9 protein-coding genes are annotated in these 14,017 nt (G+C 54.9%); 8 read left to right on the top strand and 1 reads right to left on the bottom strand.

Going from position 1 to position 14,017, the window contains the following annotated elements; genetic code table 11:
- The first annotated feature begins 352 nt into the window (after positions 1 to 352).
- Positions 353 to 505, top strand: a complete 153-nt coding sequence (locus tag ACQKDS_RS08845; protein WP_399668805.1) for a YfgG family protein — start codon at positions 353 to 355, stop codon at positions 503 to 505.
- A 108-nt stretch (positions 506 to 613) separates the two neighbouring features.
- On the top strand, positions 614 to 2,047 hold the full coding sequence (mgtE, locus tag ACQKDS_RS08850) for a magnesium transporter (RefSeq protein ID WP_399668807.1): 1,434 nt from the start codon (positions 614 to 616) through the stop codon (positions 2,045 to 2,047).
- A 37-nt stretch (positions 2,048 to 2,084) separates the two neighbouring features.
- Here the strand turns inward: mgtE and alkA are convergent, their stop codons facing one another.
- Positions 2,085 to 3,533: a DNA-3-methyladenine glycosylase 2 gene (gene alkA, locus ACQKDS_RS08855; protein ID WP_399668810.1), complete on the bottom strand. Its 1,449-nt coding sequence runs from the start codon at positions 3,531 to 3,533 to the stop codon at positions 2,085 to 2,087.
- 240 nt (positions 3,534 to 3,773) lie between these two features.
- Between alkA and yegD the strand changes: the two genes are divergently transcribed.
- The 6 genes from yegD (at position 3,774) to mdtC (ending at position 13,977) form a co-directional block, all read left to right on the top strand.
- Entirely contained in the window at positions 3,774 to 5,126 is a 1,353-nt protein-coding gene (gene yegD, locus ACQKDS_RS08860; protein ID WP_399668812.1) for a molecular chaperone, read from the top strand.
- A 65-nt stretch (positions 5,127 to 5,191) separates the two neighbouring features.
- The gene (locus tag ACQKDS_RS08865; protein WP_399668815.1) at positions 5,192 to 5,752 is read left to right on the top strand and encodes a GNAT family N-acetyltransferase; all 561 of its coding nucleotides are present in this window, start codon (positions 5,192 to 5,194) and stop codon (positions 5,750 to 5,752) included.
- On the top strand, positions 5,746 to 6,252 hold the full coding sequence (locus ACQKDS_RS08870; protein ID WP_399669261.1) for an AAA family ATPase: 507 nt from the start codon (positions 5,746 to 5,748) through the stop codon (positions 6,250 to 6,252). Before ACQKDS_RS08865 ends, ACQKDS_RS08870 begins: the two co-directional genes overlap by 7 nt.
- 299 nt (positions 6,253 to 6,551) lie before the next feature.
- Positions 6,552 to 7,781 carry an MdtA/MuxA family multidrug efflux RND transporter periplasmic adaptor subunit gene (locus ACQKDS_RS08875; RefSeq protein WP_399668818.1) on the top strand — a complete coding sequence of 410 codons (1,230 nt, stop codon included), beginning with the start codon at positions 6,552 to 6,554 and terminating at the stop codon, positions 7,779 to 7,781.
- The gene (locus ACQKDS_RS08880) at positions 7,781 to 10,900 is read left to right on the top strand and encodes an MdtB/MuxB family multidrug efflux RND transporter permease subunit (protein WP_399668820.1); all 3,120 of its coding nucleotides are present in this window, start codon (positions 7,781 to 7,783) and stop codon (positions 10,898 to 10,900) included. The genes ACQKDS_RS08875 and ACQKDS_RS08880 overlap by 1 nt, the downstream gene beginning before the upstream one ends.
- On the top strand, positions 10,897 to 13,977 hold the full coding sequence (gene mdtC / locus ACQKDS_RS08885; protein ID WP_399668824.1) for a multidrug efflux RND transporter permease subunit MdtC: 3,081 nt from the start codon (positions 10,897 to 10,899) through the stop codon (positions 13,975 to 13,977). Before ACQKDS_RS08880 ends, mdtC begins: the two co-directional genes overlap by 4 nt.
- Positions 13,978 to 14,017 lie beyond the last annotated feature (40 nt).

The raw sequence follows: 14,017 nt of genomic DNA on the forward strand, positions 1-14,017 counted from the left end.
CTTATCCACACCCAAGGCCATTCAGGGAACAAGCTGAGAAAGACGTTTCAGCTTTTCAACATAAGAATGGCTGTAGATTTTATTCTCTGCGACAGCTTAAGATTTGACCATGATCAATTTTTAGATCAAAGACTGATAAAAACGAGTAAAACAGTTTATTGTATTAAGATTACCGGTAAATACTCAATACAAAATCCAACAAATTCTAAACAATGACTCAATCACCTAAAACCAAGTCTGGAAATAAATAGACAAACTTTAACACTCTTGACTAAAATCGCGTTAAGAATCAGAAAGCAGATTCACCTTGGAAAATTCTCAATTTAAGTAAACTGATAAGCTCGAGTGATATATGCGAAAAAGAACTACGGGGAAAATGACCAAAATTATTTTGTTTATCAGTTTTATCATTTTAATTGGCCGCTTACTGTATGCTGCCGTCGTTGCAGTGCCGCATCATCAAGAAAAAAAAGTTTCCTCACAACACAATAATCAACCGTTGTAACATTCACCTGCCGTTGATGCTTCACAAAAATGACGCCCACTGCCGCTATACTCTATCTTGTTAAAATTATCATTCGGGATCTGTGCGAGCTCAGCGTTAAGGAATTTCATGTCAGTTGCTACACATAACGTAAAAAAAGTCGCTGAGTATCGTCAGCGCATCTTGTCTTTATTATTGAATAATAAAGACTTGGTCGATAGCATTCTTGGCCGCCCTGGGGACGAACAGCAGTTGAGTAAGTACGAGCGACTCAATCAAACTGCTGAAATCAGCCATATTCTTGAAGATATCCACGCCGCCGACCTAGCGGATATGCTAGAGGCGCTTCCCCAAGACGAACGTTTAGCACTGTGGCGGTTAGTCGACAACACTAAGCGCGGGCAAACGCTGGTGGAAGTTGCCGAACCGGTGTGGGATAGCCTGATCGAAGAAATGAGCGATAAAGACCTGCTCAAAGCGATCAAAACGCTGGATGTCGATGAGCAAGCTTATCTGGCGCAATATCTGCCGCGTAACCTGATGGGGCGGTTGTTGACATCGCTGGAGCCGGATGAGCGCGCGCAGGTGCGCGAGATGATGCATTACGGCAAGGAAACCGTCGGCTGGATGATGGACTTTGAGCTTGTGGCGGTACGACCCGACGTCACGCTCAGCGCGGTTCACCGCTTCTTGCGCCTGCGAAAAACCATTCCAGATGCCACCGATAAAATCTTCGTCACCGATCGCAAAAACACCTTATTGGGTGAACTGCCGCTAACGGCCATATTGCTCAACGATCCGGACGTTCCCGTCTCTCAAGTGATGGCTCATGATCCCACCACCTTTCAGCCGGAAGACAAAGCAGAAACGGCGGCCAGTGCCTTTGAACGATATGACTTGATCAGTGCGCCGGTGATCGATGCCAAAGGCAAGCTGATGGGGCGTTTAACCATCGAAGAGATCGTTGACGTTGTTAACGAGGAGAGCGACAGTAATCTGCGCCGTATGGGGGGGTTAAGCCCGGAAGAAGATGTGTTTGCGCCAGTAGGTAAAGCGGTCAAAACCCGCTGGGCGTGGCTGGCGATCAACCTGTGTACCGCGTTTATTGCCTCGCGGGTTATCGGATTGTTCGAGCATACCATCTCCCAATTGGTTGCCCTGGCCGCGTTGATGCCGATTGTGGCGGGTATCGGCGGTAACACCGGCAACCAAACCATCACCATGATCGTACGCGCATTAGCACTGCATCAGATTGAAGTGGGCAATATTTCGCGCTTATTATTCAGAGAGCTCGGTGTCGCCATTATCAACGGCGTGGTATGGGGCGGAATTATGGGGCTGGTCACCTATTTACTGTACGGTGACTGGGCAATGGGGGGCGTCATGACACTGGCGATGATCCTCAATTTACTGGTGGCCGCGCTGATGGGTGTAGTCATCCCAATGACGATGATCAAGCTCGGCCGCGATCCGGCCGTCGGTTCCAGTGTGTTGATTACCGCATTGACCGACACCGGCGGCTTCTTTATTTTCCTCGGGTTGGCTACCGTCTTTCTGCTGTAAACCTTCACTGCCGGCATACGCGCTGGCAGCTTACCCATCATTCCGGTTGCCATTGTTCGTTATGCCACAGGTGCAGCGTGGCATAAGACCGCCACGGCCGCCAACGCTCGGCGTAACGTTCAATCTGCCGCGGCGTCATAGCGGGAAAACGTTGCTTGATCAGATAATCGCCCGATAAAAAAACGTCGGGCCATGCCCAAGCGCGCATTGCGATATAGTTCGCAGTCCAGCTCCCAATGCCGGGCAGCGCAGTGAGCGCCTTAATGCCCGCCTCAATATCCAACACATTATCCAATACCAACCGCCCTTCAGTGAGCGCTCGCGCCAGTGCAATCAGTGCTGCCGCGCGCTTTAGCTGCACGCCAAGCGCCCGCAAATCCTCAGGCTGTAGTAAGGCAACCTGTTGCGCTGAGGGGAATACATGGGTAATGCCAGCGTGCGGTTGTTCAAGCGGTGTGCCCCAACGCTCGGCCATTCGGCCAGCAAAGGTCGCTGCCATGTTGACACTTACCAATTGCCCCAACACCGCTCGCGTCGCCTGTTCAAAACTGTTAACACAGCCGGGCAAACGCAAACCCGGCGCATCGGCGGCCAGAGCGCCCAATACCTCAACGATTGAGTCCGGAGCAGCGTCCAGATCGAACAACTGGCGAATGCGCCGCAGCACCTCGGTGGTCACCCGGCTAAGCGTCGGCGCAATTTCAACCCGCACACGATTACACTCCGGTTCCGCCAGTACACTCACCCAACCGCAATATTCCACCCCGCCCTGACTCACCGCAAGAGAACGGTAATACTGGCCGTCCTGCACCCTTTCCACACCGCTAACGGCACGTGCCTGTAGGAAAGCCAGCATACGTGGCCAATCGTACGGCGGCCGATACCCCAAATGAAACACTAACCCGCTGGCAGCGACGCGCGTTTGCCGCTCGCGGCTTTCACGTAATGCTGATGGAACCAAGCGATAACGTTGTTTAAACAACTCATTAAAACGCCGCAAGCTGCCAAATCCGGCGGCAAACGCCACTTCACTCAGCGGCATATTGGTATCGGCCAACAAGCGTTTAGCCTGCAATAATCGGTGCGATTGGGCATAATCAATCGGTGATGCGCCAAACTGAGCGGCAAAAATACGCCGCAGGTGACGATCGGAGATACCCAATCGCGCCGCCAACGCTGCACATCCCTGTTCAGACAAAAAACCTTGCTCAATCAACTGAACCGCCACCTGCGCATAGCGGTTACCCAGATCGATCAAGGCCAGCCCCGGCGCTAACTCTGGCCGACATTTTAGACACGGTCGGAATCCTGCCAGTTCAGCCGCCGCCGCGCTGGGATAAAAGGTACAGTTTTCCCTCTTCGGCGTTCGCGCGCTGCACACCGGACGACAATAAATACCGGTTGAGGACACGCCGACGAAAAAGCGCCCGTCGAATTTACGGTCACGCGCGCACAGCGCGGCATATAATGCTTGTTGTTCACTCATGGCAACGCTCGATATCAGTTTTTCAACAGTATGGTGTGCAAAACGCCATCTGACGTGCGGAATTCGGACACGGTGCCAGCAGCGATAACGCGGCATAACGGTGCGCGCGCACATCTAGCGATTTCAGTTAAGCATGCCGCTCTCCCATACGCTAAATATTTAGTCGCTTAACGCGTTGCACATTGCCCACGCGCCCGGTCTCGGGTAAAGTCGCCCCCCTCTTTGGCATGGGGAAAGAACATGTTTATAGGATTCGACTATGGAACAGCCAACTGTTCCGTTGCAATAATGCGGGAAAACGGCCCCGAACTACTCACATTAGAAAATGACGCGCCCTATCTGCCGTCAATGCTTTGCGCACCCACGCGTGAAGCAGTAAGTGAGTGCCTGCATCGCCATTGGCAGGTTCCCACAGGCAGCGATGAAAATCAGCAGTTGCTGCGTCGCGCCATCAGCTTTAATCGCGAAGAAGATATTCCGGTCAACACCGACAGCATACAATTCGGTCTGCAAGCGTTGGCGAACTACATCGACGATCCGCAAGAGGTGTATTTCGTCCGCTCGCCAAAATCCTTCCTTGGCGCTAATGGCTTGAAGCCACAGCAAATTGCGCTGTTTGAAGATTTAGTCTGCGCCATGATGTTTCATATCAAGAGGCAGGCAGAAGGCGTACTCCAGCAGCAGATTGATCAGACGGTGATTGGACGGCCGATCAACTTCCAAGGTATCGGCGGCGAAGAAGCCAACCAACAAGCGCAAGGCATTTTACAACGTGCCGCGCAACGTGCCGGTTTTAAAGACATCGAATTTCAATTCGAACCGGTTGCTGCCGGGTTGGATTTTGAGGCAACGCTGAATGAAGAGAAAACCGTGCTGGTGGTCGATATTGGCGGGGGAACGACCGACTGTTCCGTCTTGCTGATGGGGCCACAATGGCGCGACCGCGTCGATCGTCAACAAAGCCTGTTGGGGCACAGCGGCTGTCGCGTCGGTGGTAACGATCTCGACATCATGCTAGCCTTCAAGCAACTGATGCCGCTGTTTGGCCTTGGCGGCGAAACCGCAAAAGGCATTGCGCTGCCAGCGCTGCCTTACTGGAACGCGGTGGCAACCAACGACGTTCCCGCGCAAAATGATTTTTACAGCAGCGCCAACGCTCGGCTGTTGCGCGATCTGATCCGCGACGCGGCCGAGCCAGAAAAACTGCAACGCTTGCTGAAAGTCTACCAGCAACGCCTGAGTTATCGTCTGGTGCGGTCAGCAGAAGAGAGTAAGATCGCCCTTTCGCAGCAAGAAAACACAACGGTGCCGCTGGCGTTCGTCCAATCAGAGCTGAGCGAAACCCTGAGCCAACAGCAATTAGCCGAGGCGATTTCGCAACCGTTGCAACGCATCCAGGAACAAATCACTGCGGCATTAGCCACCTGCCAAACCGCACCGGAGGTGATTTATCTGACGGGCGGCAGCGCACGTTCACCACTGCTGCGTGCCGCACTGCAACAGCAGTTGCCAGGCATTCCCATCGTCGGGGGCAACGATTTCGGTTCCGTCACCGCCGGGCTGGCGCGCTGGGCGCAAACGCTGTTTCGTTAATCCCTGACTCGCGACACGCTAGCAGGCGCGGCAGCAATGCGGCGCTCTGCTTAACAGGAGACGATATGCACATTGACACCCTCAACACCGAACGCCTGTGTTTACGCGCTTGGCAAGACAACGATCTTGCCCCGTTCGCCGCGCTTAATGCCGATTCACAGGTGATGGCCTATTTCCCTGCGCCGTTAACCCCGGCGGCTAGCGCAGCACAAGCCGCTCAAATCCGCCAGTTTATGCAACAGCATGGCTGGGGCTTGTGGGCGGTAGAGCGCAGCTCCGTTGCACCGTTTATCGGTTTTGTCGGGCTAAACCGCGTGGAGGATGGCCTGCCGATTGCACCGTGCGTCGAAATTGGCTGGCGATTATCTGCCGCTCACTGGGGCCACGGTTATGCCACCGAAGCCGCTAACGCCGCGTTAGCCTATGCTTTTCAACGGTTACAACTGGCCGAGGTGGTCTCATTTACCGCCGTTCTCAACCGCCCCTCGCAGCGAGTCATGGAACGCATCGGTATGATCTGCGATGATGAAACCTTCGAGCATCCACGCGTGCCGGCCGGTCATCCGTTACGGACGCATGTGGTGTATCGGCTTACGGCACAACGGTGGCAAAAACAAGTATGTTGATCATCTTTTCCGGGTTACCAGGCAGTGGTAAAACCACGCTGGCACGGGCGTTGGCCAAACAGCTGAATGCCGTACACATCCGCATTGATACACTGGAACAGGCTATCCGCGATAGTGGGATGTTAGCCAACGACATTGGCCCCGCTGGCTATTTTGCCGCCTATGGCGTAGTCAAAGATAATTTGCGCCTGGGGCGGGATGTGATCGCGGATTCGGTGAATTCGCTGAATCTCACCCGCACTGCCTGGCATGACATCGCACAACAGACAGCAACAAACTGGATCGATATTGAAGTCATTTGTTCCGATCCGCTCGAGCACCAACATCGGATTAAAACCCGGGTTAATGATATCGCCGGGTTATGTCAGCCGAGCTGGCAAGAGGTTATCGGGCGGGAATACCAGCCTTGGCGCACGCCCGTGCTGCGCATCGACACGGCGGGTAAAACGGTATCAGAAAGCCTCAGTGAACTCAGCCTTCGGTTAATCGTCAACGGTTAATATCGCCAGCCGGTGGCGCAGCCTCGAACGAGGCTTTGCCTATCTTCTCGCACTTGCCTGCCTTGCGTGCATCGACATGAAAATCGTCCTTGGCTCAATGCTTGCCGGTAAGATCCGCAGGACAGAATAGTCTGGAATACGCTAATTCCCTGCATTCCTCATGGAAAACTGACGATTCCTCCATTTTTCCTCCATTTTTTTCCTGCCTTAGGCCAGTAAACTAGTATCCTATATGGAAACTGCTTTACGGCAATGAATGCCTGTCAGAAAGCCCGCCTTTGGAGAGAATTTTCACTGTCATGAATGCAAAACCCAAACGCCGTTCATTGATACTGCGCCTTGCGGCGCTGATTATCGTGGTTACTGCGGCCGTTGTTATTTGGCGCCATTTTAACGCGACAGCGCCCAGCGGTGCTACGCCCAGTGCCCGCCAAGCGGCGGCCCGTGATGCACAACGCGCCGCGCCCGGTAAACGCGGTAGGCCAATGTCGCCGGTTCAAGCTGCCACGGCCATCCAACAGAGCGTACCCCGCTATCTCTCCGGGTTGGGCACCGCCACCGCCGCCAATACGGTCACCGTCACCAGCCGCGTTGAAGGGCAGTTGATGGCCATCCACTTCACTGAAGGCCAACAGGTCAAAGCCGGTGATTTGCTGGCAGAGATCGACCCCCGACCATTCAACGTGCAACTCACCCAGGCGCAAGGGCAATTGGCGAAAGACCTCGCGACATTGGCCAATGCCAAACAGGATCTAGCACGCTATCAGCAATTGGCAAAAACCCATCTGGTTTCGCGTCAAGAACTGGATGCGCAACAGGCGTTAGTACGCCAGACAGAAGGCGCGATAAAGGCCGATCGCGGCACAGTTGACAGCGCCAAACTGCAACTCACTTATAGCCGCATCACCGCACCGATCGACGGGCGCGTTGGCCTGAAGTTAGTAGACGTCGGCAACTACATTAGCAGCGGCAGCGCGACTGGGCTGGTGGTGATTACCCAGACGCACCCGATCGACGTGGTGTTCACGCTGCCAGAAGGCAACATCGCCGATTTGATCAATGCGCAGAAAGCCGGTTCGGTCACCGTTGAAGCGTGGGATCGCACCAATAAACAGCAGTTAGCTACCGGCGCCCTGTTGAGCCTGGATAACCAGATTGATACCACGACCGGCACGATTAAGCTCAAAGCTCGCTTTGAAAATCAGGATGACGCCCTGTTCCCTAATCAGTTCGTCAACGCGCGATTGAAAGTCGATACCTTGCACGACGCGGTAGTGATCCCTATCGCCGCATTGCAAATGGGTAACGAAGGGCATTTCGTGTGGGCATTAAGTGACGATAATCGCGTCAGTAAACATGCGGTGACCACCGGATGGCAAGACAGCCAAAACGTGGTGATCAGTGCCGGATTGAGCGCAGGCGATCGCGTGGTCACGGATGGTATCGATCGTCTTAACGAGGGTATGCAGGTTGAGGTATTAACACCGCAGGAAAAACCCGCCGTCGCTAAAGTACAAGGGAAATCCTGATGCACGCCACACCGCCGAAGACCAATGGCGGCCCCTCCCGCCTGTTCATTCTGCGCCCGGTCGCCACCACGCTGTTGATGGTCGCTATTTTACTGGCCGGTATTATCGGCTACCGCGCTTTGCCGGTTTCTGCCCTACCGGAAGTCGACTATCCCACCATTCAGGTGGTCACGCTGTATCCTGGGGCCAGCCCGGATGTCGTCACCTCGGCTATCACCGCACCGCTGGAACGCCAGTTTGGTCAGATGTCCGGCCTGAAACAAATGTCGTCGCAAAGCTCCGGCGGCGCATCGGTGGTGACGCTGCAATTCCAATTGGAACTGCCGCTCGACGTCGCCGAACAGGAAGTCCAAGCGGCCATCAACTCCGCTACCAACCTGCTCCCTAACGATCTGCCCTATCCGCCGATTTATAGCAAAGTCAATCCCGCCGATCCGCCCATCATGACGCTGGCGGTCACCTCCAGCGCCATGCCGATGACGCAGGTAGAAGACATGGTGGAAACTCGCGTCGCACAAAAAATTTCGCAGGTGAACGGCGTTGGTTTAGTGACGCTGTCGGGTGGGCAGCGTCCGGCGGTACGGGTAAAGCTGAACGCCAACGCCGTTGCCGCATACGGTCTGAACAGCGAAACGGTACGCAGCGCCATCAGTAATGCCAACGTTAATTCCGCCAAAGGTAGCCTGGATGGCCCTACGCGTTCGGTGACTTTATCCGCTAACGATCAGATGAAGTCGGCCGAAGATTACCGCCAGTTGATCGTCGCCTACCAAAATGGTGCCGCCATTCGCCTGCGAGATATCGCCACGATCGAGCAAGGGGCAGAAAACACCCGTTTGGCCGCCTGGGCGAATAAACAACAGGCGATCGTCCTCAATATTCAGCGCCAACCGGGGGTGAACGTGATCGCCACCGCCGACAGCATTCGCGAAATGCTGCCAACACTGGTGAAAAGCCTGCCTAAATCGGTCGATGTCAACGTCTTGACCGACCGTACTACCACGATTCGTGCTTCGGTCAATGACGTTCAGTCTGAACTGTTGTTGGCGATTGCGCTGGTGGTGATGGTGATTTACGTGTTCCTGCGTAATGTGCCAGCAACCATCATACCGAGCGTCGCCGTCCCGCTCTCGCTGGTCGGCACCTTTGCCGCGATGTATTTCCTCGACTTTTCAATCAATAACCTTACGTTGATGGCGCTAACTATCGCCACCGGTTTTGTCGTCGATGATGCCATCGTAGTGATCGAAAATATCTCGCGCTACATCGAAAAAGGCGAGAAACCGCTCGACGCCGCGCTAAAGGGCGCCGGTGAAATCGGCTTCACCATTATCTCCCTCACCCTTTCGTTGGTAGCGGTGCTGATTCCACTGCTGTTCATGGGCGATATTGTCGGCCGCTTGTTCCGTGAGTTTGCCGTCACGCTGGCAATTGCGATTTTGATTTCCGCCGTGGTCTCGCTCACGCTGACGCCGATGATGTGCGCACGCATGCTGAGCCACGAATCGCTGCGCAAACAAAACCGCTTCTCACGCGCTTGTGAACGCTTTTTCGAGCGCGTTATCGCCAGATACGGCGTCTGGCTGAAAGTAGTGCTTAACCACCCGTGGATGACGCTCGGCGTCGCCTTGGGCACGCTGGCGTTAACGGTGCTGTTGTACTTGGTTATCCCTAAAGGTTTTTTCCCCCTACAAGACAACGGTATTATTCAAGGTACGCTGGAAGCACCGCAAAGCGTGTCGTTCAGTAATATGGCCGAGCGCCAGCAACAGGTCGCCGCCGAAATACTGAAAGATCCGGCGGTAGAAAGCCTGACGTCATTTGTCGGTGTCGATGGCAGTAATGCCACGCTCAACAGTGGCCGTCTGCAAATCAACCTTAAACCGCTCAATGAACGCAGCGATCGCATTCCCGCCATCATTGCCCGGCTCCAACAACAAGCGGCGCAGTTCCCGGGCGTGAAGCTGTATCTACAACCGGTGCAGGATTTGACCATTGATACTCAGGTTAGCCGCACTCAATATCAATTTACCCTGCAGGCGATGTCGCTGGATGAGCTGAGCCTCTGGGTGCCGAAACTGATGGCGGAATTGCAGCAAACTCCACAGCTTGCGGAGGTGAGCAGCAACTGGCTGGATCAAGGGCTGGTCGCCTATGTCAACGTCGACCGCGATTCGGCCTCGCGTCTTGGCATCAGCATGAGTGACATCGATAATGCGCTGTACAATGCCTTTGGCCAACGATTGATTTCAACCATTTATACGCAAGCCAACCAATATCGCGTGGTGCTGGAACATGACGTCAGCCCGACGCCGGGGCTGTCGGCACTCAACGATATTCGGTTAACCAGCAGCACTGGCGCCATCGTGCCGCTCAACGCCCTCGCCAAAATTGAACAGCGCTTCGGCCCGCTGTCGATCAACCACGTCGACCAATTTCCTTCAGCTACCGTGTCATTTAACGTCGCGGACGGTTATTCGCTGGGCGAAGCGGTAGACGCCATCACACAGGCAGAAAACAACCTTAATCTGCCGAAAGACATTACGACCCAGTTCCAGGGGGCGACGCTGGCGTTCCAAGCCGCGCTCGGCAGTACGCTGTGGCTGATTCTGGCGGCGATTGTGGCGATGTATATCGTGCTTGGCGTGCTGTATGAAAGCTTTATTCATCCGGTAACCATCCTTTCCACCTTGCCAACCGCGGGTGTCGGCGCGCTGCTGGCGCTGATGGCGGCGGGCAGCGAACTGGATGTGATCGCCATCATCGGCATTATCTTGCTGATCGGTATCGTCAAGAAAAATGCCATCATGATGATCGATTTCGCGCTGGCGGCAGAACGCGAGCAGGGCATGACGCCGTATGATGCAATTTATCAGGCTTGCCTGCTGCGTTTTCGCCCTATTTTAATGACCACGCTGGCGGCGTTGCTCGGTGCCCTGCCGCTGATGCTCAGTACCGGTGTCGGTGCGGAACTGCGGCGTCCATTGGGCGTGTGCATGGTGGGCGGTCTGGTCATGAGCCAGATTCTCACGCTGTTTACCACTCCCGTGATTTACCTGCTGTTTGACAAACTGGCGCGCCGCCCCCGCCGCCAGCCGGATGCGCAGGAGTTGCCGTGAAATTTTTCGCCCTCTTCATCTATCGGCCCGTGGCCACAACCCTGCTGACGCTGGCGATTACGCTCGCCGGCGTCCTCGGTTTCCGCCTGTTACCAGTGTCGCCACTGCCACAAGTGGATTTTCCGGTGATCGTCATCAGCGCGTCACTCCCCGGTGCCTCACCGGAAACCATGGCCGCATCGGTGGCGACGCCGTTGGAACGGGCGCTTGGCCGCATCGCCGGGGTCAATGAAATGACCTCAATGAGCTCGCTTGGCAGCACCCGCGTGATCATGCAATTCGATCTGGAGCGTGACATCAACGGTGCCGCGCGTGACGTTCAGGCCGCGATCAACGCGGCACAAAGCCTGTTACCTACCGGCATGCCAAACCGACCTCGTTATCGTAAGGTCAACCCGTCCGATGCGCCGATCATGATCCTGACGCTTACCTCCGATACCTATAGCCAAGGCCAGCTTTATGATTTCGCATCAACTCAATTGGCTCAAAAAATAGCCCAGACCGAAGGCGTCGGCGATGTTTCGGTAGGCGGTAGCTCACTGCCGGCGGTACGCGTCGAACTCAACCCCGGCGCGTTATTCAATCAGGGCATTTCACTCGACAACGTGCGGCAAGCCATCGCCAACGCTAACGTTCGCCGCCCTCAGGGCGCGGTGGAAAGCCCGCAGCAACGCTGGCAGTTACAAACCAATGATGAGTTAAAAACCGCCGCTGAATACCAACCGTTGATTATTCATTACAACAACGGTTCTGCGGTCAGGCTCGGTGACGTGGCCGAGGTTAAAGACTCGGTTCAGGACGTACGCAATGCAGGCATGACCAATGCCAAACCGGCCATCATTTTGACCATCAGTCGCGCACCGGATGCCAACATCATCGAAACCGTCGACCGTATTCGTGCGGAGCTGCCCAACCTACAGGCAAACATCCCGGCCGCGATTCATCTAAACATCGCGCAGGATCGCTCGCCCACCATTCGCGCGTCGCTGGCCGAAGTAGAACAATCACTGGTGATCGCCATCGGACTGGTGATTCTGGTGGTCTTTATTTTTCTACGCTCTGGCCGTGCCACGCTGATCCCGGCGGTTGCGGTGCCGGTATCTCTAATTGGCTCATTCGCCGCCATGTATCTGTGCGGTTTTAGCCTGAATAATTTGTCGTTGATGGCATTAACCATCGCCACCGGTTTCGTGGTTGATGATGCCATCGTGGTGCTGGAAAACATTTCGCGTCACATTGAAGCAGGCATGAAACCTTTGAACGCGGCGCTCAAAGGCGTGCGCGAGGTCGGTTTTACCGTGCTGTCGATGAGCGTTTCATTGGTCGCAGTGTTTATTCCGCTGCTGCTGATGAGCGGGCTGCTTGGTCGGTTGTTCCGCGAATTTGCCATCACGCTATCAGTGTCGATCGGCCTGTCACTGATCGTCTCGCTAACGCTAACGCCAATGATGTGCGCCTATCTGTTGCGCCACCAGCCCGCCAGAACTCAACGCCGAACACGCGGTTTTGGCCGCCTGTTAGTGGCATTACAACAAGGCTATGGGCGTTCGCTCAACTGGATGTTAGGGCATTCACGCTGGGTGCTGGCACTGTTCTTCGCCACCCTGGCCTTAAATGCCTGGCTGTATATCAGCATCCCGAAAACCTTCTTCCCAGAGCAGGATACCGGCCGTCTGATGGGCTTTATTCGGGCAGATCAAAGCATTTCTTTCCAGGCGATGCGCAGTAAGCTGGAAGACTTTATGAAGATCGTGCGGGAAGATCCCGACGTTGAGAACGTCACCGGCTTTACCGGCGGTTCACGCACCAACGCGGGCTCGATGTTTATCTCGCTAAAGCCGCTGTCCGAGCGTAGCGATGATGCACAAAAGGTGATCGCCAGGCTGCGTGCCAAGCTGGCGAAAGAGCCGGGAGCCAGCCTGTTTCTGATGGCGGTACAGGACATTCGCGTCGGTGGGCGGCAGGCTAACGCCAGCTATCAGTACACGTTGTTAGCGGACGATCTCGGCGAACTGCGCGAATGGGAGCCGAAAATACGCCATGCATTGGCGCAACGGCCAGAGCTGGCAGACGTTAACTCCGATCAACAAGATAAAGGATCGGAAATGGACTTGGTATACAATCGCGAAACCATGTCACGTCTGGGTATTTCCGTCTCGGATGCCAATAACTTGCTCAATAATGCCTTTGGGCAGCGCCAGATTTCAACGATTTACCAACCGTTGAATCAGTATAAAGTGGTGATGGAAGTGGCGCCGCCGTACACCCAAGACGTCAGCGCATTAGAAAAAATGTTCGTCATCAACAATGAAGGCAAAGCGATTCCGCTGTCGTATTTTGCCCATTGGCAACCGGCCAACGCGCCGCTGTCGGTCAACCATCAAGGGCTATCAGCCGCATCAACTATTTCGTTCAACCTGCCGGATGGCGGTAGCCTGTCGGATGCCACCGCCGCCGTCGAACGCACGATGACGGCGCTCGGCGTGCCGCCCACGGTACGCGGTGAATTTGCCGGCACGGCACAGGTGTTCCAGGAAACGCTACGATCGCAACTGTTCTTGATCCTGGCGGCTATCGCTACGGTGTATATCGTGCTCGGTGTGTTATATGAGAGTTACATCCATCCGTTGACGATTCTCTCTACCCTGCCTTCTGCCGGGGTAGGCGCACTGCTGGCGCTGCAACTGTTCGGCGCCTCATTTAGCCTGATTGCGTTAATCGGTATTATGCTGTTGATTGGTATCGTGAAGAAAAACGCCATCATGATGGTCGATTTTGCTTTGGATGCACAGCGCCGCGGCGGCATCAGCGCCCGCGAGGCAATTTTCCAAGCCAGTCTGTTGCGCTTCAGGCCGATCATGATGACCACGCTGGCTGCATTATTTGGCGCACTGCCGCTGGTATTGAGCAGCGGGGACGGTGCCGAACTGCGCCAACCGCTAGGGATTACCATTGCGGGCGGACTGGTGATGAGCCAACTGTTGACGCTGTATACCACCCCGGTCATTTATCTCTATTTCGACCGGCTACAAATGCGTTTTCGCCGCGGTAGAAAGTTGCAACCGCTGCCTGAATAACACTAATTAATCACCTAAAGCCCCACATCAGTTCATAACT

Source organism: Serratia sp. NPDC078593 (genome assembly GCF_050268245.1).
Lineage (GTDB): Bacteria > Pseudomonadota > Gammaproteobacteria > Enterobacterales > Enterobacteriaceae > JBNNGK01.